Below are 22,067 nucleotides of genomic sequence, written 5' to 3' on the forward strand. Positions count from 1 at the left end.
GGTGAGGTTATTTACGGGCTGGTTACCGTGATTCACTTCACAACGAATCGCACAGGCGTTAGCCTTGCATACGTTACGCGCTACTCTCTTAGCGTGTTCATTCCGTTGCCTACTTACTCTTAAATGTTTTTTGGCATATCTCTGCCTTGCTTTGCGCCGTTGATTCTTACCTTTTTCCTTTTTATAGATTTGCCTTTGTACGTGCTTAATAGCTTTTTCAGCTTTTCTTAAAAACTTGGGATTAGGTTCATGATGTCCGTTTGAATCGGAGTAAAAATGCTCAAGTCCAACATCTAAGCCTATCTCACCGTCTGCAATTTGGTTTTCTGGTTGAATATCAACGTTAATTGCAAACTGACAGTAATACCCGTCGGCTTTGCGAACTAATCGGACACGCTTGATTGATTTGACTGAATAGGTGTGGATGTCCCATTTACCTAGTAGTTTGACTTGACCAATGCCTTTTTTATCTGTAAAGGTAATCCGTCGTTTTGTTGAATGTAACGACCATCCAGACGTTTTATATTCAACCGACCTATTGTCTTTTTGAAAACGTGGAAAACCTTTGTTTCCTGGTTTTTTGGACTTGCAATTCGCGTAAAATCTGTCAATACTTAGCCAAGCTCTTTCTGTTGCAGATTGACAAGCCATTGAATTTAACTCTTCCACAAACTTAAATTCTTTACGTAGTGCTGTGGAATAGTTATTTAAAATAATTTTGTTAATTTTTGCGCAAAGCTCGCCGGGGGGAGTACTCCCTCCGGCAGACTTTGCGTCTCTGGGTGCGTCCATCCAATATCTAATGGCTTTATTACGAATGAATTGAGTTGTGCAGATAGCTTCATCAATTGCTTGATACTGCTGACGGTTTCCTTTGACTTTCATTTCTAAAACCAGCACTACTTAATCACCTCCTGACTGTTTACTAGTTATGTTTAATATACAATATATATAGACAAGCTGACTACAAACAATTTCAGAAGAATGTCTAAATTTTCTCCAGATGAGTACAGGCATGAAGGAAATGCAATAGCTTTATTGAATTATCACTTTGTATTTATTCCCAAACGTCGCAAAAAAGTGCTGACAGAAGAAGTAGCAGAACGGTTACAACAAATTATTTGCGACGTATGCAATGAGAACAGGTGGAAAATAGTAGCTATGGAAATCATGCCTGACCACGTTCATTTGTTTGTAAATACTAAACCTACTGATTGTCCAGCCACTATCATGAACCGAATCAAAGGTAGAGCATCTCATTTCTTACGTAAGGAATTCCCAGAGTTATTAAAGCTTCCAACTTTATGGACTCCTAGTACACAATGGCGTAAATTTAGATAGGTTTATGCCGCTAAAAGTTTACCCTTAAAAGTCCATTGGAAAGGACGGGCCATTTTTTTGTTGAAGTAGTCAATAAAATTTAATATCTGCTGTTTAAGATCCATCTGAGAGGAAAAACTACCTCTTCGTAAAAGTTTGCGTGTTAAAATGCTGAACCAAATTTCGACTTGATTGAGCCATGAACAGTGCTTTGGCGTAAAATGAAAGACAATTTTGTGTTTGGGATTGGCAAGAAACTCGGCGCGAGTTTCCATCGATTGCAGGATGCCAGACTTGCCCTTAACACCTAAAGTTTCCTGGGAAATTCCTTCCTGATTTGCAATCCATCGTACCAAAGATTCTGATTGGTGGATGTTTAGACAGTCCATAATCAAATGCCACTTGTTGGCATTTGGGTCAGAACTAATTAAGCGTTGACAATGGGTTTCAAAATCAGCTTCAGTCCTATGATGGTCAATAGTAGGAGCAACAATTTTACCTGTCACAACATCAAAATTGGCAATCAAAGTTTGTGTACCGTGCCGAATATATTCAAATTCTCGACATTCGACTTTTCCTGGCCGCATCGGTAAATTAGGCAAGGCGCGTTCTAGGGCTTGAATGCCTGTCATTTCATCAATACTAATAGTACGTTCTCCCAGTTCGGCTCGTATTGGGGCGCTCAGATAGTGTTGGCTAATATCTTCTACTTTGACTTCAAACTTAGGGTCATACGGGGGGAAAAAGCCAGTACCGAGACTGGTGCGGTTTAAGTTCTGCTTCGGCTAACCATCGTCCGACCTGACGAGGGGATATCTGTTCCACAATCCCTTGATTGATCAACTCATCCGCTAGTTCATAAACGCTCCAATGACTTATGGGACGATTATATTCCATCGGGTCACGGCAGGCGATCGCCATACATTCAACTTGTTGTTCCAGCGTAAATTTTAACGGTGCACCAGGACGCTCATTATCTTGCAATCGCTCCATTACTACTTTAGATTGCTCGTTGGTATCAACCCAACGCCGTCTCCACTGCCGTACCATCTTGATACTAACATTGAGCGTCCGAGCAATTTCGGCATTGTTCTTACCAACAGAAGCATTTAGTACAATCCGGGCACGTTCTGCAATTTGCTGTGATGTACTGGGACGATTCGCTAATTTTTCTAGGGTTTGCTGGTCTACATCACTCAAGCTAATTTTTAGCGGTTAGCTGGGCATAAGTATTTTAGCTTATCTCTATCATTTCTACCCTAACCGAATTTACGCCATGTTGTACTAGCTACTTTGTTTCGACTGCTGGTAATATTTCTACTGAAGCGGTTAACCCTCTTTTGTCACTCTAGGCAGAGTATAATTAAGGGCGATAAGCCTCTGGCTTGACGCAAAGCGTATCGCGAAAACCGAAGCAGAAAGTATGGTTGAACCTCGTCCGCCAGCACCTACAGTAAAATTTGTAGATTAGTACTGTCAGCTGTATCAAAAGCTGTTTACAGAAGTGAGAAGCTTTGAAGCTTTCAAATATCTTCATGTGGGAATAGTATCTGATATAAAACGGAAAAGACTGCCAGCGATCGCTAAAGTAGCAGGCTTAGAAAATCATCAACCGTTACACCATTTTTTAACAGAATCACCCTGGAATGTAGAAGAATTAAGGAGACAAAGATTAGAATTAATACTATATATCCTTCAAGGTCGTCCAATAGTATTAATTATTGATGAAACAGGGGATAAGAAAAAAGGAAATACAACGGATTATGTCAAACGGCAGTACATTGGAAATTTAGGTAAAACAGACAATGGTATTGTTGCAGTTACAGCATATGGTGTCTTATCTGGAATGACGTTTCCTTTAATATTTGAAATATATAAACCGAGAGAAAGGCTACAACCAGGGGATAAATATTTAACCAAACCTGAAATTGCAGCGATAATGATTAGAAAATTGCGCTCTATGGGGTTTAAATTTAATCTTGTCCTAGCAGATAGTTTCTATGGTGAGAGTGGAAAGAATTTTATTCAAAGATTAGATGAATTCAGTCTAAATTTTATAGTTGCAATTCGCTCGAATCATAATGCTTGGCGAGTTACAGACTCAAAAGTAAAGTATTCAGAGTGGCAAAGATTCAAGAGAGTTTTTTCAGATTTAAGTTCCGAAAATAGATATATTAGAGAGATAATCTCTGGCGATAATCCAGAAATTAGGTATTGGCAAATCACGACGGATATTGAAGTTCTTCCCAAAAACACTACTTGGTACGTAATGAGTAAGTTTCCAGAAATTACGCCGAGAGAAGTTGGTAATTTTTACGGTTTAAGAACTTGGGTAGAATATGGTTTAAAGCAGAGTAAAAATGAATTAGGATGGGCAGATTTTCGTCTAACTAATTATCCCCAGATAGAAAAATGGTGGAAAATTGTTTTGAGTGCTTATTTAATGGTTAGTCTCCATTCTGAACAACTACTGAAATTACCACCACAATCGGAATCTAATTTTTCATCGCATCCTTGGTGGGATAAAGGAAATGTTTGGAATAATATTCTTAATAATCTCCGTTTGATACTTCAACCATTTGTACTATTTAACCTAATTAAACCTTGGTTACAAGTTTTTACAGTTCCTAAGTTATCTGAAGGATTTTTTAAACTTCAAATGCTTGTCAATAATCTAACTCGTTCAATTTTTCCAAACTTCAATATCCCTTATTTCTCCTTTTCCTCTGCCTAGAGTGACAAAAGAGGGTTAAGAACTATATTGCACAGCAGCGAGAATAAGCTTTATTGTAGCCTAAAGGCTACGTAGTGGCTTTCATCCCTTGCCTGAAGTACGGGAATCGGCACTACGTGCCTGTCCCTCAAGGGTTTTCAGCCTACCCCTTATAACTCTGAGGAGCTGATCAATCTGATTTTTCAGACTCTTAGCAGTTTCTTGATAAATGTACTTGCGATTCAAAGCCTCACGAGCCAAATCCAAACGTTCTTTTTTCAAAGCTAGCACCGCGACTTGATACCATGCTTGGATTTCGTCTTCAGCTTGCTTGTACTGTAATTGCAAATGCTTAGTGTTTCCTGTAGTACTTTCAATGCTTTGCTGTATGCTGCACCTTATTTTGTTAAGATTATCGGATTTGTCCAGAACTTTCGACAAACCGTAAACCCCAAGTCCAACTACTGCGCCCACAGACACGACATGAGCCATGCCTATACTAAAACCCGTGCCAGCCACAACTAATCCCATATTTCCGATCGTTGCATAAACACCCGCACCGCCAACTGAGCCGAGTACTGCTGCACCTACAGCCAAAGGATCTTGATTTTCCACTCCTTTTTTGACTCCATAAGCAGCAGCCCCAGTAACCGTCCCTACAGCTATCAAATGAGGCGCATAAATTCCCACTGCTGTGCCCATGCCAGCTAGACCCATGTTGCCAACCATAGCAGAAATTCCCGCACCCGCTACACCTCCTCCAGCAATAAACATTTCTCCTTCTATCCGGTTGAAATTGCCTGCAATATCATTCAAGTTTGCTTTTATGACTCGGTTAACGCGTTCGCCTAATCCCATAGTTTTCCGTATATAAGGTTTTGTAACCCTGTCCTTTGTTGAACTTCATGCTTAAATCTGATGCTTACGCAAAGCATATGCCACTTTGTTACTTGGTCTATTAGATGATGAGTTTCCCAAGATACAACGGCGCTTGTTAACAACAATTAACACCACGAATTACTATAAGTAAACTAGATAACGTTGACTTGACATATTAAAGGGTTATAAAGAATCATCTTTAGACCACTGGATAGTCGATTGTGAGGAAAACATGCAGACAGTTATTCTCGTTCTCGTTGAAGTGCTTATTGTTATCGGACTGTCACGGCTAGTAGGACTCGCCTTCCGGTGGATTAACCAACCATTAGTCATTGGAGAGATCGTTGCTGGGATAATGCTCGGACCATCTCTTTTTGGTTTGGTTGCTCCAGGATTAGCATCTACCTTGTTTCCACCCGAAACAATTCCCTTCCTGAATGTGTTGTCTCAGGTAGGGCTAATTTTCTTCATGTTTTTGATTGGGTTAGAGTTAAACCCCAAATACCTCAGTGGCAATTTAGAGGTAGCAATCTTAACTTCTCACGTCAGTATTTTAGTACCGTTTTCATTAGGAACGCTGCTAGCAGTTCTGCTGTACCCCCTAGTTTCCAATGCTAGTGTGTCGTTTACCGCCTTCGCACTGTTTCTGGGAGCAGCAATGTCGATTACTGCTTTTCCAGTATTAGCACGGATTATTACTGAAAATAATTTGCAAAAAACACGTTTGGGAACTTTGGCGCTGACTTGTGCTGCAGTAGATGACGTCACTGCTTGGTGTTTGTTGGCAGTGGCTATTGCTGTCGCACATACTGGTAGTTTTGTCAAAGCTATTCCCACGATTTTATACTCCCTGATCTATATCGGCTTAATGATGACAGTAGGGCGAATTTTCTTGAAACGCCTTGCCAACTACTACCGTCGGACTGGACGCCTCAGCCAATTAGTTTTAGCTTTAATTTACATGGCAGTGGTTGCTTCTGCTCTGATTACCGAACTGATTGGCATTCACCTCATATTTGGGGCTTTTTTACTAGGAGCAGCCATGCCAAAGAATGCAGGTTTAGTGCGGGAATTAGCAATAAAAACCGAAGATTTTGTGCTAATATTTTTGCTACCAGTGTTCTTTGCTTATAGTGGTTTGCGCACGGAAATTGGTTTGCTGAATAAACCAGAATTATGGGCACTGTGCTTAGCTGTGCTCGCAGTGGCAATCATAGGTAAATACGTTGGCACTTATGTAGCAGCACGTGTCAGTGGTATAGAGAAGCGAGAAGCCTCAGCACTAGGTTGGTTGATGAATACTCGCGGCTTAACTGAACTGATAGTGCTAAATATTGGTCTGAGTCTTGGAGTCATTTCGCCGCTACTATTTACCATGCTGGTTATTATGGCACTAGTCACAACATTTATGACTTCGCCACTGTTAGAGCAAACTTATCCGAAAAAGCTGATCAAGTTGGATGTAGTTGAGCAAGAACCAGAAGAAAAAGAAACAGACACCTCTGGTGGTAAAGATTACAATCGTCCTTACGGAATTTTGGTTCCAGTTGCAAATCCCAATAGTCAAAAAGGTTTAGTGGAGTTAGCTGTTGCGATCGCTATCAACTATCGACAACCCGCCGTTGTTTACCCACTCAGTTTGATTGAATTGCAAGAAGACTATGGCTTTGAAAGTACTCCACAAGAAGCAGATAGAGTTATTGCACAGCGCCGCCAACAACTAGAAGAATTGATTTCACGTCTAGAACCATCAGAAGCACGCTTCTATATGCATCCTATTGTTTGCACATCCACCAATGTTGGACGAGAAACAGCACGGATTGCCTTACTTGAGCAAGCTAACTTAGTTTTAGTAGGATGGCATCGTCCAGCTTTTAGTAAGAATCGCTTAGGTGGACGAGTTGGTCAAATTCTCACCAATGCACAAGTGGATGTGGCGGTGTTTATAGATCGAGGACAAGAGCGTTTAGAAAGGTTGTTGGTTCCTTATTCTGCAAACATTCATGACGATTTAGCAATGATACTGGCTTTGAGATTGTTAGTAAATCGTGATACCTGCCGATTACAGGTTTTACAGGTTGTGGCAGAGAATCAAGTCAGAAATGAACTCAGTTACGAGCTTCACAACGTAATGGAGCAATTGCCTCAAAGTGTAAGCGATCGCATTGATATCAAAATAGTCGAAGCCATAGAGCCAATTCAAGTTGTAGTGGCAGCCTCTGAAGCTGTTGATCTGACTATTGCTGGTACGAGCCGCGCTTGGGGTATCGAACGTCAAACCTTGGGAAGATACACAGACGAACTAGCCATTGAGTGTCGCTCTTCACTGCTGATTACTCGTCGCCACAGTCAAATTAGCTCTCATATTACTTCCGTTCTTACTAACGAGAAATTACAGCTAAAAAGTTAGATCAATAATCAATTCTAAATGATGACTTTTGACATCATTCAGAATTGATCATTTCCCTCTGTCCCCGATCCTTTTTTATCAACATGACAAAACCTCATTTCCACTTAAAATCTCTAACCTTCTATGGTGTGACAATAAGTTTAGTTGTGCTTTTGTTTAAAGTCGTAACTGCTTATGGAGAAAGCAGCATCAAAGCACCGTCTGCAATTCACACTCACTATCGTCTCATGTTGAGTGAAAATTTGCCCGTCTGCGAAAAATCAGATTTTCTACTCTTAAATGTTCAGCAATCAGGAATTTACTTGAATGGTTTTTTACTACCAGCTAACTCGACTAAAACTTCAAAAGTATCTGAAAAATCTTCTCTAACTGGTAAATTTAAAAATCAACAATTGAGTTTATCGGGAGAAGTTTCCAATCACATCTTATGTAATACTCCAAAATTTCAAACAAAAGCAAACATTATCCCAGTGAAAATACAAATTAAATTAGCACAGAAAGGGAATTCAATAGGAAAAATAAGTATCAGCGATAGTTCCAGAACTATTGGATTGACAGCAACACCAGAAAAAATTAATGAACAACCTGAGCAGTCAAAGAATCATTGAACAACTCCTAGTATCAAGTCCGGTTGATAGTTATTATCCCTACATATGTGTAGGAAGCTAAAAACCTTTTCCCCCTGCTCCTTTGCAACCTTAATGATAAGTCTTTAACCGGACACGATATAACTTCATGTTTGAGCGTGCTACCATTTGACATCTTCGGCAAAAGCGGGTAGTAAAAAAAACAGTTGTCATGGACAATTGTGGATAGATTTTGTGGAGTCGTGAGGAGTATGGACAAGCAATTAAAAAATAAACAATTTTTCTGGTTTTGCAAGTATCTGTTTCGCGTTACCTTGTTTGCCTTGTATACAGGGGTGCTTTACAGTAAGCCTCTTAGCGTTTATGGCTTTGATGTGGGCAATAGTAGTAGTGCAGCGCCAATAGCAAGGCTTGAGGATTGGCGCTTTTACCCAGAGGCGTCACAACTAGAAATTTCTCTCTCAGCAGCCGCACAACCTCGATACTTTTACCTCGCCCAACCCCCACGCATTGTTATAGATTTGCCTGGTACTAAATTAGGCAAAATTCCCACCAAACAAAATTTCTATGGAGCCATCCGAAGCATTCGCGTTTCCCAACTCAACGCAGATGTTACTCGTATTGTTATGGATTTAGCACCTGGAATCCCCATCGCTCCAACAAGAGTGCAACTGCAACCTGTTTCTAGAGAAAATCCCACCCGTTGGGTATTACGTCCTTTGGTTGATAGCAACGGTACCTCTTTACCTGGGAATTTTTCATCTACAAATATTTCCCCACCGCTACCAAGCAACACACCTGATATCTATAATCCCCCACAACCTCAAGGTAACTTAGGATCTAGTGTATACAATAATCCCCCACAACCTCAAGGTAACTTAGGATCTAGTGTATACAATAATTCCCCACAACCTCCAGGCAACTTACCATCAGCTAGCTATAATCCCCCACAACCGCCAGGTAACTCACCACTTGGTGTTTATAATCCCCCACAACCTCCAGGCAGTTTACCACCTGCAACGTCTAATAATCTCCCACAACTTCCAGGCAACCCACCATCAACTACCTATAATCAACAACAAGTTCCTGATTTCAGTGTACCGCCACCATTAACAACCTTACCTGCAACGACAAATAATTTTCCACAAGCACCATCTGTTCAAGTACCGCCTCTGAACCCGAACAATTCCTCTCAACTCCCTGGTTCTGCTTTTAGCCCACCCTCTTTTCCACATCAAGGCAGTTATCCGAACAATAGCGCTCCTTCTTTGGGTACGTCAAATTTTCCAGTCCCAAATCTCCCCACTGGTTCACGCAGTTCTCCCAGTTCTAAAGTACCCAATTCTAAAGTAATTGAGTTTGGTGAACCCTTTCCCAACTCTTCAAGATAAAGAGCACACAAAAGTAAAGAAGAACGAGAAAAGAAAGAACAAAGTAATTCTTTTTTCTTCCTTTTCTTGTCTTCGTCCTTTTCTAGAATCTTTGAGTTTCGATTCCTGGAGCTGTTGCTCCTGGTTGGTTAATGAAGAAGTTTTTCGCATCATCGTTCTCATAAGTGCAGCTAATGTCAGGTTTATCACCGTTCAAGTCACCCGCATAGGCAAAGTTGTTCAAACGATTTTTGCATTCTCTAAGCTGCTGTGATGTTATCAGCTTCTTTTGTTCTAAAATTGTCATGTTACTCGAACGCAGAACACATCCAGGACGCATACTGGGCTGACCAACGTAGACTTTAAAAGGGTTGAGAGTCACAAACAGTCTGGTATCCATCACCATAGCGCTGGCTCCATACTGCACGCAAATATCAGCATTCGGTGCTTTGGTATCAATAAATTCTCGGCTAGCTACGTTATCTGGACTAAATGTAGCCGTGGAGCTAAAAGCAATACCAATCCCAATACCCAATACAAACACCCCTCCCAAGATTGCCATCGTGGTGAAATTAAACATTGGAGATTGGAAGATAGAAGGTTTGGGACTCGTAACTGTTTTACCAGTAGATTTTCGTCTCATTGTCGCTTAATCAACTTTACGCTTTGGACAGTAGGGAGTGGATTCAATAGCTCCCCTTATTTCAGTATGCCGATTCTTGAGTCTTATTGTCTGCAACTTTTTCTTTGACGTTCCTACCACCAGCCAAATTCAGCAAACTCGCTAAACATTCAGGTTTAATTTGAGGCATTTTCTGTTTTTGATTTTCTTTTCTCCACATGAAAAATTTTTACGACCAAAGGTCGTAAAGGTGTCAAGAAATGTTAACTTAAAACTTAAGATAAAATTAATACATTCAGTATAAAGAAAGTGGTATCATCACCATCACTGCCTTTTGGCAAGAATTTCAAATTCTCACAATTTCAAACTCTCATAGCGGATAGTTTCACTATCTTCTGGGGAGATTGGCTAGAGTTGCGTACAAAACTTGTACAAATTATTTCGTCAGGATTAATATCTCCACTGATATACATTCTAGCTTTTGGCTTTGGTTTGGGTAGTTCAATCAAACCTGGCTCAGGACTCAGTGGTAACTATAATAACTATTTAGAATTTATTTTGCCAGGAATGGTCGCACTGTCGTCTATGACAGTCAGCTTTGTTGGGACTACTTTTTCCATCTGCGGAGACAGACTCTTTACCAAAAACTTCGAAGAATTGTTGCTTGTTCCCGTACATCCCCTAGCGCTACATATTGGAAAAATGCTGGCGGGAGTGACACGAGGGTTAATGACTTCACTCGGTGTTATTTTAGTAGCGCTGGTGTTTACAAGAAACTGGAATTTTCTCAATCCACTGTTTGTGCTGATATTGGTATTAAGTTGTGCAGTTTTTGCTGGTTTGGGAGTGATTGTAGGGTTAAGTGTAAAATCCCTTGAATCAGTCGGACTCTATAATAACTTTATTATTATCCCCATGTCGTTCTTAGGAGCAACGTTTTTTGACCCAGCGACATTACCCACAGCCCTAAAATTCGTAGTTTACCTATTACCCCTGACTTACGCCAGCATCGGACTACGTGCAGCTACTTGTTTGCCATTGTCTCAGTTTCCTTGGTATTGCCTGCCCATTTTACTCGTGATGGCGATCGCCCTTTCTCTATGGGGTGCTTACGTTTTTTCTCATCAACAGGATTAGTAGTTGGCAGGGGACAGAGATAGTTTTTCCCTGTCCCATGTTGGTTGTCCTAACTAGCTAGAAGCGTCTTTTGTAAAGGCGTCCAACGGAAGGCGCGATCACCACCCCTTTCTATCACCACTTTCACTCGTGGTTCCAAGCTGGGTAAGGTCGTTAAAAACTCAATTTCCTGATTGGAAAGAGTTTGCCCTTCAATAATCCACAACACCAAGCCCTTTGATTTGGGTGGGAGGTGTTCGAGTTGAGAGCTAACAATCGGCGGCACATAGTAAACATAACCTACTGCCGCACCAGTGCTAGTACTTTTTTTCCCAAGATGAGGAGGTCTAACACCATGAACTGTTGTGAGATAGGCAGCTACATCGCCTAATCCCTTTGCACTCAGATCGAGAGTGACATAACCCGCTGCACGCAGTCGGCGTCTGTACCGACCTTCAAAACCTCCTTCTAGAGGTACGTAAACACCAAGAGCGCCAAATTTCTCAAGATCCCGAATTAAAGCGTTGCCAGTGGTAATTAGTGCCATAAATTGATTTTTGTTCTATCCCACTTCGATATTTCTATTATTGACTGTTCAGTTCGAGAATCTGCTACCTTTAATAAGTCTCGCAAAATAATCCTAGAAATTGTCGCCAAAAACACTTGAAAATTTGCTAGACAAATATTAACAGATGAGTTATAATATTGGATCGTGACCATCTATTAAAATATAAGTTACTGTCTGACTGCTAATTCTCACTAGTGTTAGCATCGTAAACTGATGACTAAGTTCCATATGGAATAAACTAGTAAAAATTGATAAAAGACTGGTAGACTAGAAAAACCGCAAAGACAAATTAGGAGTGGTTGGTAAAAAATAAGTGCCAACCTTAAGAATAAACTGCATTCACTCCTGAACCTCAAAATAATGAGGGAAAATCTTGAATAGTTAAAATGACTGTTTAAGGTTGTTAATGAAGTAGGAGCTGAGCAGTCATGTTGGTTTGTAGTATTGTATAAATCTCTGCCAACGGATACTGGGCAGGTCGCTGCCTAAGTCCTACTAGAAAGAACGTGCCAGAGCAATGGCTGTTGATAAAAGCATTGCCGCACAAAGCGCAAAGCAACAAAAGCCTTGCACAATTTTCAATAGTTGTTCCTTAGAAATTGGAAGAACTTTTGGCTGTTCTGGTGACGAATACAAAGTAAATAAATTCATCAAATACTATGGACTCTTGGTGAAGACCCAAAAAAGTTGTAACTGTGATTACCTAAGCAGTTCGACATCAAGAGGTCTGTCCAAAAAATTGGAAATCGTCCTGAGGGGCGTTCACAAAGTGTGTCTGTAAAAATCTGATGGCAACAAAAAGAACATAAGTTAAGGAGATCCAGTAACTGTGTCTGTAGGTATTATCGGCACCAAACTGGGTATGACCCAAGTATTTGACGAGGCAGGAGTTGCGATTCCTGTAACCGTCATTCAGGCGGGACCATGCACCATTACCCAGGTTAAAACAAAACAGACCGACGGTTACTCCGCCATCCAAGTAGGTTATGGCGAGGTTAAGCCAAAGGCGCTGAATAAACCATTGTTGGGACATCTTGCCAAATCATCAGCCCCAGCATTGCGTCACTTGCAGGAGTATCGCATAGATAACGAGAGCGAATATGCTCTAGGTCAAGAGATTAAAGCGGATATTTTTAGTGCAGGTCAAACTGTAGACGTGGTCGGTACAAGTATTGGTCGCGGTTTTGCAGGCAACCAAAAACGCAACAACTTCGGTCGAGGACCGATGTCGCACGGTTCCAAGAACCATAGAGCACCAGGTTCAATAGGTGCTGGTACAACTCCCGGTCGTGTTTATCCAGGTAAGCGGATGGCGGGACGTTTGGGTGGTAGCCGCGTCACAATCCGCCAACTAACTGTGGTACGAGTAGATCCAGAGCGCAACTTAATACTTATCAAGGGAAGTGTTCCTGGTAAGCCAGGTAATTTAGTAGATATTGTCCCTGCAAATGTAGTTGGTAAAAAGTCGTAACTCATTAGTCATTTAACTCTGGACTAATGACTAAGTAACTAATGACTAATGACTAAGGATTAAAAATGTTTGAGTGTGTAGTCAAAAATTGGCAAGGAGAACAAGTCGGGCAAAAAACGTTCGACTTCAAGGTTGCCAAAGAAGAAACGGCATCTCATGTCGTGCATCGAGCCTTGGTAAGACAAATGACCAATGCTCGTCAAGGAACTGCTAGTACCAAAACCCGTTCTGAAGTCAGAGGTGGCGGTCGCAAACCTTGGCGGCAAAAAGGGACTGGTCGTGCGCGTGCTGGTTCTATTCGTTCTCCTTTGTGGCGTGGTGGTGGTGTCATATTTGGACCAAAACCGCGAGAGTATAACCTCAAGATGAACCGTAAAGAGCGGCGTTTAGCTTTGCGAACAGCTTTTGCGAGTCGAATTGACGATTTGATTGTGGTGGAAGAATTTAGCGAGCAGATCCAGCGTCCCAAGACTAAGGAATTAGTGGGAGCGATCGCCCGTTGGGGTTCAGAACCAGAAAAGAAAACCTTATTAATTTTGTCCGAACGTACAGACAACGTCTTTTTATCAGCCCGTAACGTCGCAAATCTAAAACTGATTGGATCTAACCAGTTAAATGTTTACGATTTGCTGCACGCTGACAAGATTGTTGTTACAGCATCAGCCCTAGAAAAAATTCAGGAGGTCTACAGTGACTAGATTTGACCCCCGAAACCTTCCTGATCTTGTGCGTCGCCCAATACTGACTGAAAAAGCGACCGTACTCATGGAGCAAAACAAATACACTTTTGAAGTGACTCCAAAGGCAACAAAGCCACAAATTAGAGCGGCGATTGAAGATTTATTTGAAGTAAAAGTTGAAAAAGTCAACACCACAAGACCACCACGCAAAAGAAAGCGCGTTGGAAAATTTCTTGGTTACAAGCCCCAATATAAGAAAGCCATTGTTACAGTGGCGTCTGGGGATGTAGAGAAGATTAGACAAGTTCTATTCCCAGAGGTTTAAAAAAATGGGTACTCGTTCTTATCGCCCTTACACCCCCAGTACTCGCCAAGTTACGATTTCTGACTTCTCGGAAATAACTAAAACCGAGCCGGAAAAATCGCTCACCGTATCGAAGCATCGCGCCAAAGGCAGAAATAATCAAGGACGCATTACTGTTCGCCACAGAGGTGGTGGACACAAACGTCTGTATCGCATTATCGACTTTAAAAGGGATAAGCGTGGTATTCCGGCCAAAGTGACAGCTATTGAATACGACCCCAACCGTAACGCGCGGATTGCCCTTGTGCAATATGAAGACGGCGAGAAGCGTTACATTCTTCAACCCAACAGTTTAAAAGTAGGGACAACAGTTGTTGCTGGTCCAGATTCTCCTATTGAAAATGGCAATGCTTTACCTTTGTCTAACATTCCTTTGGGAACCAGCGTTCACAACGTAGAATTGAAACCTGGTAAGGGCGGTCAAATTGTTCGCTCAGCTGGTGCGACTGCTCAAGTTGTGGCAAAAGAAGGTAGCTACGTAACACTCAAGTTGCCTTCTGGAGAAGTCCGGATGATCCGTCGCGAGTGCTATGCCACCATCGGACAAGTCGGTAATCTGGATGCTAGAAACCTGAGCGCAGGTAAAGCAGGTAGAACTCGTTGGAAAGGTCGCCGTCCTCAAGTTAGAGGTAGTGTGATGAACCCAGTTGACCACCCACACGGTGGTGGTGAAGGAAGGGCACCAATCGGTAGATCAGGACCTGTCACACCTTGGGGTAAACCTGCTTTAGGTTTCAAGACACGCAAACGGAAGAAAGCCAGTAGCAAGTTTATTGTGCGCCGTCGCCGCAAATCTTCTAAGCGCGGTCGTGGCGGTCGTGAATCATAGAATTTTAGATTTTAGATTTTGCGAAAAGTTTGATCGGAGGAAACCTCCGCTCAAAGCTTTTCAAGACGGATTTTAGATTATAAATATAATTCAAAATCCAAAATCTACAATTGGTAAATTCAAATTTCTAAATCGAAATCCAAAATCGAAAATCCAAAATCGAACTATGGGTCGCTCTCTTAAAAAAGGTCCTTTTGTTGCCGATCATCTCCTAACAAAAATTGAAAGGCTCAATGACGCCAATAAAAAGGAAGTTATTAAAACTTGGTCACGGGCTTCGACAATTTTGCCCCTCATGGTAGGTCATACCATCGCAGTCCATAACGGACGCCAACACGTTCCCATTTTTATAAGTGACCAAATGGTAGGACATAAACTGGGTGAGTTCGCCCCCACGCGCACTTATAAGGGTCACGCCAGAAGTGACAAAAAATCAGGTAGATAGTTATCAGTTATTAGTCACGCTATGGCTTAGTAGATGACTAATGACTCAAACGGACGGAGAAAACTATGGCAACAGACACGACTGAAGTAAAAGCGATCGCCCGTTATGTACGTATGTCTCCTTATAAAGTGCGTCGCGTACTTGACCAAATTAGAGGACGTTCCTACCGGGAAGCCCTGATTATCCTAGAATTCATGCCCTATCGGTCCTGTGAACCAGTATTGAAGGTACTTAGAAGTGCAGCAGCGAATGCTGAACATAACGCTGGGCTAGACAGAACAGAGCTTGTGATTACTCAAGCTTATGCAAATCAAGGTCCGGTACTCAAACGGTTCCAACCAAGGGCGCAAGGTCGTGCTTACCAAATTCGCAAGCCGACGTGTCATATTACAGTAGCTGTCGCTGCTGAGGTTACTGCAGCTAAATAAATAAAAAATAGCGTACAGGTACACAAAAGAATTTTTGTTTAGAGGAAGCATTTGTGGGACAGAAGATACATCCAGTAGGTTTTCGCTTGGGAGTCACCCAAGAACATCAATCCCGGTGGTTTGCTGACCCTAGCCGCTATCCAGAACTTTTACAAGAAGACCACAAACTTCGTCAGTATATAGAACAAAAACTGGGTAGATACGCACAAAACAACGCTGGAATTTCTGAGGTGCGGATTGATCGTAAAGCAGATCAAATTGATTTAGAGGTACGTACAGCTCGACCCGGCGTTGTCGTTGGTCGAGGCGGACAAGGTATCGAATCTCTACGCACTGGTCTCCAGCAATTGTTGGGAAGCAATCGCCAAATTCGTATTAACGTTGTTGAAGTCCAACGAGTTGATGCTGATGCTTACCTCATTTCTGAATACATCGCTCAACAACTCGAACGCCGCGTTTCCTTCCGGCGGGTAGTACGGCAAGCCATTCAACGTGCCCAACGCGCTGGTATACAAGGCATCAAAATTCAAGTCAGCGGACGGCTTAACGGTGCAGAAATCGCCCGGACAGAGTGGACTCGTGAAGGTAGAGTACCTTTACACACCTTACGAGCTGATATTGATTACGCATACTGTACAGCAAAAACTGTTTACGGAATTCTCGGCATAAAAGTGTGGGTATTCAAAGGAGAAATTATTCCTGGACAGGAACAAACTCCTGCGCCAACAACGAGGGATCGTGATCGCGACCGCGATCGTGACCGTGGCGACCGCGATCGTCCCTCCTCTCGCCGTCAACAACAACGTCGTCGTCAGCAATTTGAAGACCGCTCAAATGAAGGATAGTCATAAGTTATTAGTCCATAGCTTTCGACTTGTTACCTTCACTTTTGACTTTTAACTTTTGACACATCATGCTAAGTCCAAGAAGAACAAAATTCCGCAAACAACAACGCGGACGAATGAATGGTCTAGCCCATCGGGGTAGCGACCTGAACTTTGGGGATTTTGCTTTGCAAGCGTTGGAACCTGCTTGGATTACCTCTCGTCAAATAGAGGCTTCTCGTCGAGCAATGACTCGTTACATCCGCCGGGGTGGAAAAATCTGGATTCGGATTTTTCCTGATAAACCAGTGACTATGCGTCCAGCAGAAACCCGGATGGGTTCTGGTAAAGGTTCACCTGAGTTCTGGGTAGCAGTCGTAAAACCAGGACGAATTCTATTTGAAATTGCAGGCGTTCCTGAAGAAACTGCTCGCGAAGCAATGCGCTTGGCTGCTTTCAAATTACCTATCAAAACTAAGTTCATTTCACGCTCACAAGAGCAACAACAGGTCTAGGTTATGCCTCTTCCCAAAATTTCAGAAGCAAGAGTTTTAACTGACGAACAACTGGAGCAAGAGATTATCGCTGTAAAAAAGCAACTCTTTCAGTTGCGCTTGCAACAAGCAACCAGACAGCTAGACAAACCCCATCTATTTAGACACGCCCGCCACCGTCTGGCTCAACTAATGACTGTAGAAGGAGAACGCAAACGCGCTTCCTCAAGTCAACCCGTAAAAGAATCAAAGTAGAAGATTATGGCAGTAAAAGAACGAGTTGGCTTGGTCGTAAGCGACAAAATGCAAAAAACGGTGGTAGTCGCCATCGAAAACCGCGCTCCTCACCCAAAATACGGCAAAATAGTCGTAAAAACCCAGCGCTATAAGGTACATGATGAAGAAAATCAGTGCAAAATAGGCGATCGCGTTCGCATTCAGGAAACGCGGCCGCTGAGTAAAACTAAGCGCTGGAAAGTCACAGAAATCCTGACTACTAAAAATGGCTAAACCATATAGTTATTAAGTAGTTAACAAGACAAAAAGGAAAAAACGATTGTGATTCAGCCCCAAACTTACCTTAATGTTGCAGATAATAGCGGTGCCCGTAAACTCATGTGCATCCGCGTATTGGGAGCAGGTAACCGCCGTTACGGTTTCATCGGTGATCGGATCATCGCCGTCGTTAAAGACGCTCAGCCGAATATGGCTGTGAAAAAGTCCGATGTTGTGGAAGCAGTCATTGTCCGCACCCGTCATAATACCCATCGAGATAGTGGTATGAGTATTCGTTTTGACGATAATGCCGCAGTTATCATCAATAAAGATGGTAACCCCAGAGGAACACGGGTTTTCGGACCAGTAGCACGAGAACTGCGTGAAAAAAACTTTACTAAAATTGTTTCTCTGGCTCCGGAGGTGCTGTAATGGCAAACAAAAAGAAGGAGCAACCTAGATTTTTCAAAATGCACGTTAAAACCGGGGATACCGTGCAAGTTATTGCGGGGAAAGATAAAGGCAAAGTTGGAGAAATTATCAAAGCAATTCCCCAAGAAAGTAAAGTGCTTGTTAAAGGTGTAAATATAAAAACTAAGCACGTCAAACCTCAGCAAGAAGGTGAATCTGGGCGTATTGTGACTCAGGAATACCCAATCCACAGTTCCAACGTTATGCTCTATTCCACCAAGCAAAATGTTGCCAGTCGCATCTCCTACACTTTCACTGCAGAAGGTAAGAAAGTTAGAATGCTTAAAAAAACTGGCGAAATCATAGATAAGTAGTGAGTTACTGCTCGAAAGCGGGTCTGTCGGCATATGAAAGCAAGTGCTAGGCTACAGTTTATTGACTTGTAGACGTTTAGAGGCCGATTTTCCATAGACCCCCTAGGCGGCTTCCCGTAGAGTAGAGTAGCACAGCCGTGTCAAGTGGCAAACCCGGAAAGTCATTGGTCATTAGTAAAAAAACAAAAGACAATAGACAAAGAGTAAGGACAATAATCCCTGACCAAGACCAGGGATAAAAAGAACAAAAACTATGGCAACAACAAGACTGAAAACTTTATACCAAGAAACAATTGTCCCCAAACTGATGCAACAGTTTCAGTACACCAACATTCATCAAGTGCCAAAGTTGGAGAAAGTCACTGTTAATCGAGGTTTGGGGGAAGCATCTCAAAATGCGAAAGCCTTGGAAGCGTCTTTGACCGAGATTGCGACAATTACTGGTCAAAAACCAGTCGTGACGCGGGCTAAAAAGGCGATCGCGGGCTTCAAAATTCGTCAAGGTATGCCAGTTGGTATCATGGTGACCTTAAGAAGCGAAAGAATGTATGCCTTTCTCGACCGTCTCATTAGTTTAGCGCTACCAAGAATCCGGGACTTTCGCGGTATTAGTCCTAAAAGTTTTGATGGTCGCGGCAATTATACTCTAGGTGTCAGAGAGCAACTCATTTTCCCAGAAATTGAGTATGACAGCATTGACCAAATTCGTGGTATGGATATTTCCATTATCACTACAGCAAAGACTGACGAAGAGGGTCGCGCTTTACTTAAAGAAATGGGAATGCCCTTTCGGGATCAATAAGTTCATCTAAAGAGGAAACGATGGCGGTTAACGACACAATTGCAGATATGCTCACGCGCATCCGCAATGCCAATATGGCGCGGCATCAAACGACACAAGTGCCATCCACCAAAATGACTCGTAGCATCGCAAAAGTGCTGCGCGAAGAAGGTTTTATTGGTGAGTTTGAAGAAGCAGGAGAAGGAGTGGCGTGCAATTTGGTGATTTCCTTGAAGTACAAGGGTAAAAATCGCCAACCCCTCATCACCACCCTCAAGCGGGTGAGTAAACCAGGTTTGCGTGTTTACTCCAACAAAAAAGAACTACCAAGAGTACTAGGTGGTATCGGTATTGCCATTATTTCTACATCAAGTGGCATTATGACTGACCGAGAAGCACGGCGTCAAAACTTGGGTGGTGAAGTACTGTGCTACGTTTGGTAGTCATTAGTCATTTGTCATTCGTAAAAGACAATAGACAAATTACAAAGGACTAAAAGTTATGTCTCGAATTGGTAAACGCCCAATTACAATTCCGGCTAAGGTGCAAGTAAACATTGATGGCACAAAAGTGTTAGTCAAGGGTCCTAAAGGCGAACTTTTTCGCGATTTGCCTCCTTATGTCATAGTCTCCCAAGAAGGAGAAATATTGCAGGTTAACCGTCGCGATGAATCTCGCACGTCCCGGCAAATGCACGGTTTATGCCGTACTTTGGTTGCCAATATGGTTGAGGGAGTTTCCAAAGGGTTTCAACGTCGTTTGGAAATTCAAGGGGTTGGTTACCGGGCGCAAGTTCAAGGTCGTAACTTGATTTTGAACATGGGCTATAGCCATCAAGTGCACATTGTTCCACCAGAAGGAATTCAGTTTGCAGTTGAAAATAATACTAACGTTATTGTCAGCGGCTACGACAAAGAAGAGGTAGGCAACACAGCAGCTAAAATTCGTGCTGTGCGGCCACCAGAGCCTTACAAGGGCAAAGGTATTCGCTACGCCGGTGAAATGGTCAGACGTAAAGCTGGTAAGACTGGTGGTAAAGGCAAGAAGTAAAAATGAAACATACTCGTAAAGAATCAAGGGAACGTCGCCGTAGACGTATTCGTGGTAAAGTTGATGGTTCTTCTGAGCGTCCACGGTTAGCTATATTTCGCTCTCACCAACATATTTATGCTCAAGTGATTGATGATACTAATCATCACACCTTAGTGGCAGCTTCAACTCTAGAACCAGATTTAAAATCAAAATTAGCTTCAGGTTCAAACTGTCAAGCTTCAGTGGAAGTTGGCAAATTGATCGCAGTTCGCTCCTTAGAAAAAGGTATTAGCAAAGTCGTCTTTGACCGAGGTGGTAACCTTTTCCACGGTCGTGTCAAAGCACTAGCAGAAGCAGCTCGCGAAGCTGGTTTGGATTTTTAAATGAGTCATTGCTCATGAGTCATGAGGAGGCAGTGCGGTGGACGGGTTCGGTTAGGCTACAGGAGCCAGTACGGACGCTACATGCCGTGAGAGCGGGAGATCCTCCTGCATGCAGCAGTGGCTCGTCTTGGGGTCTCCCCAACTGGAGCCTCTGGCGTCACCTGCCGTTCATTCAGTAAAAAAAATGACAAATGACCGAGGACAAATGACAATTGGCTTCTAACACGAGGTAAATAAAATGGCAACTGGTCGTCGTAAAGCTAACCGTACAAAAAAAGAAGAAACCACATGGCAAGAGCGGGTTATCCAAATCCGACGGGTGAGTAAAGTTGTAAAAGGAGGTAAAAAACTTAGCTTCCGCGCAATAGTCGTTGTGGGAAATGAACGCGGTCAAGTGGGCGTGGGAGTAGGCAAAGCCTCAGATGTAATTGGTGCTGTGAAAAAAGGCGTCGCTGATGGTAAAAAGCATCTGATTGAAATTCCCATGACCAAATCTAACTCTATCCCCCATCCTATTAATGGGATTGGTGGTGGTGCTAAGGTCATTATGCGACCAGCTGCACCTGGTACTGGAGTTATTGCTGGTGGTGCTGTACGTACAGTACTTGAATTAGCAGGAGTTCGCAATATTCTAGCCAAGCAACTCGGTTCAAACAATCCTCTCAATAATGCCAGAGCCGCAGTTAATGCCTTGTCTACCCTGCGAACTTTTGCAGAAGTCGCCGAAGACCGGGGTATTCCTGTTGAAAATCTTTATATTTAAGTCATTTGTCCTCAGTCCTTTGTTTTTATAGAAATGACAACAAATGATCCTCCGGGTATACCTTTTGCACGTGTATGTTTTGTAGCCCACCAGTATGGCTACGCCCCAGTTCCTGCGGAAGCTTGCGCCAACAAAGCAGTGTCTGTAGTGGCTCACGAATGATAAATGACTAAATTTTACACAAGGTTTTCTTTATGAGACTAACCGATGTTCGTCCTCAAAAAGGCTCAAAGAAGCGTCCCCGTCGTTTAGGTAGGGGTGTTTCTGCCGGTCAAGGTGCTAGTGCTGGTAAGGGTATGCGTGGTCAAAAAGCGCGTTCTGGCAGCAGTACACGACCCGGATTTGAAGGTGGTCAACAGCCATTGTACCGCCGCATACCCAAGTTAAAGGGCTTCCCTCTGGTTAATCGTAAGCAGTACACTACGATTAATGTAGAAAAGCTAGCCTCCCTCCCTGCAAATACAGAAGTTACACTCACCTCGTTAAAACAAGCAGGTATCCTTACTGCTGTTCGAGGATCTTTGAAGATTTTAGGGGATGGGGAATTGAACGTTCCCCTCAAGGTGCAAGCGGCAGCTTTTACAGGTACAGCTCGTAGCAAAATTGAGGCAGCGGGTGGGAGTTGCGAAGTTTTAGAGTGAGTCACAAAGCACGCACCTACGACAAGCCTACCCCAGCCAAGTGCCTCGCTTCACGATTCAGGTAGCC

General features: G+C 42.7%; 31 protein-coding genes. 24 read left to right on the plus strand and 7 right to left on the minus strand.

What is annotated here, in order from left to right; genetic code table 11:
- A partial coding sequence (locus AC5JM2_RS10645; RefSeq protein WP_495834859.1) for an RNA-guided endonuclease InsQ/TnpB family protein occupies positions 1-900 on the minus strand: 900 nt, incomplete at its 3' end.
- 84 nt (positions 901-984) lie between these two features.
- Between AC5JM2_RS10645 and tnpA the strand changes: the two genes are divergently transcribed.
- Positions 985-1,341: an IS200/IS605 family transposase gene (gene tnpA, locus AC5JM2_RS10650; protein WP_495834860.1), complete on the plus strand. Its 357-nt coding sequence runs from the start codon at positions 985-987 to the stop codon at positions 1,339-1,341.
- A 2-nt stretch (positions 1,342-1,343) separates the two neighbouring features.
- On the opposite strand, the gene AC5JM2_RS10655 is transcribed toward tnpA, so the two are convergent.
- Positions 1,344-2,021, minus strand: coding sequence for a transposase (locus tag AC5JM2_RS10655; RefSeq protein ID WP_495834898.1), 678 nt, complete (start codon positions 2,019-2,021; stop codon positions 1,344-1,346).
- 28 nt (positions 2,022-2,049) lie between these two features.
- The gene (locus AC5JM2_RS10660; protein ID WP_495834861.1) at positions 2,050-2,520 is read right to left on the minus strand and encodes a helix-turn-helix domain-containing protein; all 471 of its coding nucleotides are present in this window, start codon (positions 2,518-2,520) and stop codon (positions 2,050-2,052) included.
- Positions 2,521-2,800: 280 nt separating this feature from the next.
- Between AC5JM2_RS10660 and AC5JM2_RS10665 the strand changes: the two genes are divergently transcribed.
- Positions 2,801-4,054: an IS701 family transposase gene (locus AC5JM2_RS10665; RefSeq protein WP_495834899.1), complete on the plus strand. Its 1,254-nt coding sequence runs from the start codon at positions 2,801-2,803 to the stop codon at positions 4,052-4,054.
- A gap of 81 nt (positions 4,055-4,135) precedes the next feature.
- On the opposite strand, the gene AC5JM2_RS10670 is transcribed toward AC5JM2_RS10665, so the two are convergent.
- The gene (locus AC5JM2_RS10670) at positions 4,136-4,891 is read right to left on the minus strand and encodes a PspA/IM30 family protein (RefSeq protein WP_495834862.1); all 756 of its coding nucleotides are present in this window, start codon (positions 4,889-4,891) and stop codon (positions 4,136-4,138) included.
- A gap of 253 nt (positions 4,892-5,144) precedes the next feature.
- Between AC5JM2_RS10670 and AC5JM2_RS10675 the strand changes: the two genes are divergently transcribed.
- The 3 genes from AC5JM2_RS10675 to AC5JM2_RS10685 all read left to right on the plus strand — a co-directional run bounded on the left by AC5JM2_RS10675 (position 5,145) and on the right by AC5JM2_RS10685 (position 9,300).
- Entirely contained in the window at positions 5,145-7,322 is a 2,178-nt protein-coding gene (locus AC5JM2_RS10675) for a cation:proton antiporter (RefSeq protein WP_495834863.1), read from the plus strand.
- A gap of 83 nt (positions 7,323-7,405) precedes the next feature.
- Positions 7,406-7,930, plus strand: coding sequence for a hypothetical protein (locus tag AC5JM2_RS10680; protein WP_495834864.1), 525 nt, complete (start codon positions 7,406-7,408; stop codon positions 7,928-7,930).
- A 230-nt stretch (positions 7,931-8,160) separates the two neighbouring features.
- Complete coding sequence (locus AC5JM2_RS10685; protein WP_495834865.1) at positions 8,161-9,300, plus strand: AMIN domain-containing protein; 1,140 nt, start codon at positions 8,161-8,163, stop codon at positions 9,298-9,300.
- Positions 9,301-9,382: 82 nt separating this feature from the next.
- Here the strand turns inward: AC5JM2_RS10685 and AC5JM2_RS10690 are convergent, their stop codons facing one another.
- The gene (locus AC5JM2_RS10690) at positions 9,383-9,922 is read right to left on the minus strand and encodes a DUF3172 domain-containing protein (protein ID WP_495834866.1); all 540 of its coding nucleotides are present in this window, start codon (positions 9,920-9,922) and stop codon (positions 9,383-9,385) included.
- A 61-nt stretch (positions 9,923-9,983) separates the two neighbouring features.
- Positions 9,984-10,121, minus strand: coding sequence for a hypothetical protein (locus AC5JM2_RS10695; protein ID WP_495834867.1), 138 nt, complete (start codon positions 10,119-10,121; stop codon positions 9,984-9,986).
- Between the two features lie 89 nt (positions 10,122-10,210).
- Between AC5JM2_RS10695 and AC5JM2_RS10700 the strand changes: the two genes are divergently transcribed.
- Positions 10,211-11,038, plus strand: coding sequence for an ABC transporter permease (locus tag AC5JM2_RS10700; protein ID WP_495834868.1), 828 nt, complete (start codon positions 10,211-10,213; stop codon positions 11,036-11,038).
- 49 nt (positions 11,039-11,087) lie between these two features.
- Here the strand turns inward: AC5JM2_RS10700 and AC5JM2_RS10705 are convergent, their stop codons facing one another.
- The gene (locus tag AC5JM2_RS10705; RefSeq protein ID WP_495834869.1) at positions 11,088-11,564 is read right to left on the minus strand and encodes an NAD(P)H-quinone oxidoreductase subunit N; all 477 of its coding nucleotides are present in this window, start codon (positions 11,562-11,564) and stop codon (positions 11,088-11,090) included.
- Between the two features lie 850 nt (positions 11,565-12,414).
- On the opposite strand from AC5JM2_RS10705, the gene rplC reads away from it, so the two are divergent.
- The 18 genes from rplC to rplO all read left to right on the plus strand — a co-directional run bounded on the left by rplC (position 12,415) and on the right by rplO (position 22,000).
- Positions 12,415-13,056: a 50S ribosomal protein L3 gene (rplC, locus tag AC5JM2_RS10710; protein ID WP_495834870.1), complete on the plus strand. Its 642-nt coding sequence runs from the start codon at positions 12,415-12,417 to the stop codon at positions 13,054-13,056.
- 65 nt (positions 13,057-13,121) lie between these two features.
- Positions 13,122-13,754 (plus strand): 50S ribosomal protein L4, encoded by a 633-nt coding sequence (gene rplD, locus AC5JM2_RS10715; RefSeq protein ID WP_495834871.1) that lies wholly within the window; start codon positions 13,122-13,124, stop codon positions 13,752-13,754.
- Positions 13,747-14,061 carry a 50S ribosomal protein L23 gene (locus AC5JM2_RS10720; RefSeq protein WP_048868733.1) on the plus strand — a complete coding sequence of 105 codons (315 nt, stop codon included), beginning with the start codon at positions 13,747-13,749 and terminating at the stop codon, positions 14,059-14,061. The genes rplD and AC5JM2_RS10720 overlap by 8 nt, the downstream gene beginning before the upstream one ends.
- A gap of 4 nt (positions 14,062-14,065) precedes the next feature.
- Positions 14,066-14,929 carry a 50S ribosomal protein L2 gene (gene rplB / locus AC5JM2_RS10725; protein ID WP_495834872.1) on the plus strand — a complete coding sequence of 288 codons (864 nt, stop codon included), beginning with the start codon at positions 14,066-14,068 and terminating at the stop codon, positions 14,927-14,929.
- A 166-nt stretch (positions 14,930-15,095) separates the two neighbouring features.
- Positions 15,096-15,374 carry a 30S ribosomal protein S19 gene (gene rpsS, locus AC5JM2_RS10730; protein WP_169265257.1) on the plus strand — a complete coding sequence of 93 codons (279 nt, stop codon included), beginning with the start codon at positions 15,096-15,098 and terminating at the stop codon, positions 15,372-15,374.
- A 65-nt stretch (positions 15,375-15,439) separates the two neighbouring features.
- On the plus strand, positions 15,440-15,802 hold the full coding sequence (gene rplV, locus AC5JM2_RS10735; RefSeq protein ID WP_495834873.1) for a 50S ribosomal protein L22: 363 nt from the start codon (positions 15,440-15,442) through the stop codon (positions 15,800-15,802).
- Positions 15,803-15,855: 53 nt separating this feature from the next.
- On the plus strand, positions 15,856-16,647 hold the full coding sequence (gene rpsC, locus AC5JM2_RS10740) for a 30S ribosomal protein S3 (protein ID WP_495834874.1): 792 nt from the start codon (positions 15,856-15,858) through the stop codon (positions 16,645-16,647).
- Positions 16,648-16,715: 68 nt separating this feature from the next.
- The gene (gene rplP / locus AC5JM2_RS10745; RefSeq protein WP_210620663.1) at positions 16,716-17,141 is read left to right on the plus strand and encodes a 50S ribosomal protein L16; all 426 of its coding nucleotides are present in this window, start codon (positions 16,716-16,718) and stop codon (positions 17,139-17,141) included.
- A gap of 3 nt (positions 17,142-17,144) precedes the next feature.
- The gene (gene rpmC / locus AC5JM2_RS10750; RefSeq protein WP_495834875.1) at positions 17,145-17,375 is read left to right on the plus strand and encodes a 50S ribosomal protein L29; all 231 of its coding nucleotides are present in this window, start codon (positions 17,145-17,147) and stop codon (positions 17,373-17,375) included.
- Positions 17,376-17,381: 6 nt separating this feature from the next.
- Positions 17,382-17,630: a 30S ribosomal protein S17 gene (gene rpsQ, locus AC5JM2_RS10755; protein ID WP_495834876.1), complete on the plus strand. Its 249-nt coding sequence runs from the start codon at positions 17,382-17,384 to the stop codon at positions 17,628-17,630.
- Positions 17,631-17,678: 48 nt separating this feature from the next.
- Positions 17,679-18,047 carry a 50S ribosomal protein L14 gene (gene rplN / locus AC5JM2_RS10760; protein WP_171976437.1) on the plus strand — a complete coding sequence of 123 codons (369 nt, stop codon included), beginning with the start codon at positions 17,679-17,681 and terminating at the stop codon, positions 18,045-18,047.
- Complete coding sequence (rplX, locus tag AC5JM2_RS10765) at positions 18,047-18,400, plus strand: 50S ribosomal protein L24 (RefSeq protein ID WP_495834877.1); 354 nt, start codon at positions 18,047-18,049, stop codon at positions 18,398-18,400. Before rplN ends, rplX begins: the two co-directional genes overlap by 1 nt.
- 253 nt (positions 18,401-18,653) lie before the next feature.
- On the plus strand, positions 18,654-19,202 hold the full coding sequence (gene rplE, locus AC5JM2_RS10770) for a 50S ribosomal protein L5 (RefSeq protein WP_169265250.1): 549 nt from the start codon (positions 18,654-18,656) through the stop codon (positions 19,200-19,202).
- A gap of 20 nt (positions 19,203-19,222) precedes the next feature.
- Positions 19,223-19,624: a 30S ribosomal protein S8 gene (rpsH, locus tag AC5JM2_RS10775; protein WP_495834878.1), complete on the plus strand. Its 402-nt coding sequence runs from the start codon at positions 19,223-19,225 to the stop codon at positions 19,622-19,624.
- A gap of 58 nt (positions 19,625-19,682) precedes the next feature.
- Positions 19,683-20,231: a 50S ribosomal protein L6 gene (rplF, locus tag AC5JM2_RS10780; protein ID WP_495834879.1), complete on the plus strand. Its 549-nt coding sequence runs from the start codon at positions 19,683-19,685 to the stop codon at positions 20,229-20,231.
- Between the two features lie 2 nt (positions 20,232-20,233).
- Complete coding sequence (gene rplR, locus AC5JM2_RS10785) at positions 20,234-20,596, plus strand: 50S ribosomal protein L18 (RefSeq protein ID WP_210621203.1); 363 nt, start codon at positions 20,234-20,236, stop codon at positions 20,594-20,596.
- A 238-nt stretch (positions 20,597-20,834) separates the two neighbouring features.
- Complete coding sequence (rpsE, locus tag AC5JM2_RS10790) at positions 20,835-21,359, plus strand: 30S ribosomal protein S5 (RefSeq protein ID WP_495834880.1); 525 nt, start codon at positions 20,835-20,837, stop codon at positions 21,357-21,359.
- A 194-nt stretch (positions 21,360-21,553) separates the two neighbouring features.
- Entirely contained in the window at positions 21,554-22,000 is a 447-nt protein-coding gene (gene rplO / locus AC5JM2_RS10795) for a 50S ribosomal protein L15 (protein WP_495834881.1), read from the plus strand.
- Positions 22,001-22,067: the final 67 nt, after the last annotated feature.

The organism is Brasilonema angustatum (assembly GCF_059505445.1).

What these genes read in the sequence shown, in the direction of transcription:
- tnpA (WP_495834860.1), top strand. Translation starts at nt 985, where the DNA reads ATGTCTAAATTTTCTCCAGATGAGTACAGGCATGAAGGAAATGCAATA.
- AC5JM2_RS10670 (WP_495834862.1), bottom strand. Translation starts at nt 4,891, where the DNA reads ATGGGATTAGGCGAACGCGTTAACCGAGTCATAAAAGCAAACTTGAAT.
- AC5JM2_RS10675 (WP_495834863.1), top strand. Translation starts at nt 5,145, where the DNA reads ATGCAGACAGTTATTCTCGTTCTCGTTGAAGTGCTTATTGTTATCGGA.
- AC5JM2_RS10680 (WP_495834864.1), top strand. Translation starts at nt 7,406, where the DNA reads ATGACAAAACCTCATTTCCACTTAAAATCTCTAACCTTCTATGGTGTG.
- AC5JM2_RS10685 (WP_495834865.1), top strand. Translation starts at nt 8,161, where the DNA reads ATGGACAAGCAATTAAAAAATAAACAATTTTTCTGGTTTTGCAAGTAT.
- AC5JM2_RS10690 (WP_495834866.1), bottom strand. Translation starts at nt 9,922, where the DNA reads ATGAGACGAAAATCTACTGGTAAAACAGTTACGAGTCCCAAACCTTCT.
- AC5JM2_RS10695 (WP_495834867.1), bottom strand. Translation starts at nt 10,121, where the DNA reads ATGTGGAGAAAAGAAAATCAAAAACAGAAAATGCCTCAAATTAAACCT.
- AC5JM2_RS10705 (WP_495834869.1), bottom strand. Translation starts at nt 11,564, where the DNA reads ATGGCACTAATTACCACTGGCAACGCTTTAATTCGGGATCTTGAGAAA.
- rplD (WP_495834871.1), top strand. Translation starts at nt 13,122, where the DNA reads ATGTTTGAGTGTGTAGTCAAAAATTGGCAAGGAGAACAAGTCGGGCAA.
- rplB (WP_495834872.1), top strand. Translation starts at nt 14,066, where the DNA reads ATGGGTACTCGTTCTTATCGCCCTTACACCCCCAGTACTCGCCAAGTT.
- rpsS (WP_169265257.1), top strand. Translation starts at nt 15,096, where the DNA reads ATGGGTCGCTCTCTTAAAAAAGGTCCTTTTGTTGCCGATCATCTCCTA.
- rplV (WP_495834873.1), top strand. Translation starts at nt 15,440, where the DNA reads ATGGCAACAGACACGACTGAAGTAAAAGCGATCGCCCGTTATGTACGT.
- rplP (WP_210620663.1), top strand. Translation starts at nt 16,716, where the DNA reads ATGCTAAGTCCAAGAAGAACAAAATTCCGCAAACAACAACGCGGACGA.
- rpmC (WP_495834875.1), top strand. Translation starts at nt 17,145, where the DNA reads ATGCCTCTTCCCAAAATTTCAGAAGCAAGAGTTTTAACTGACGAACAA.
- rpsQ (WP_495834876.1), top strand. Translation starts at nt 17,382, where the DNA reads ATGGCAGTAAAAGAACGAGTTGGCTTGGTCGTAAGCGACAAAATGCAA.
- rplX (WP_495834877.1), top strand. Translation starts at nt 18,047, where the DNA reads ATGGCAAACAAAAAGAAGGAGCAACCTAGATTTTTCAAAATGCACGTT.
- rplE (WP_169265250.1), top strand. Translation starts at nt 18,654, where the DNA reads ATGGCAACAACAAGACTGAAAACTTTATACCAAGAAACAATTGTCCCC.
- rpsH (WP_495834878.1), top strand. Translation starts at nt 19,223, where the DNA reads ATGGCGGTTAACGACACAATTGCAGATATGCTCACGCGCATCCGCAAT.
- rplF (WP_495834879.1), top strand. Translation starts at nt 19,683, where the DNA reads ATGTCTCGAATTGGTAAACGCCCAATTACAATTCCGGCTAAGGTGCAA.
- rplR (WP_210621203.1), top strand. Translation starts at nt 20,234, where the DNA reads ATGAAACATACTCGTAAAGAATCAAGGGAACGTCGCCGTAGACGTATT.
- rpsE (WP_495834880.1), top strand. Translation starts at nt 20,835, where the DNA reads ATGGCAACTGGTCGTCGTAAAGCTAACCGTACAAAAAAAGAAGAAACC.
- rplO (WP_495834881.1), top strand. Translation starts at nt 21,554, where the DNA reads ATGAGACTAACCGATGTTCGTCCTCAAAAAGGCTCAAAGAAGCGTCCC.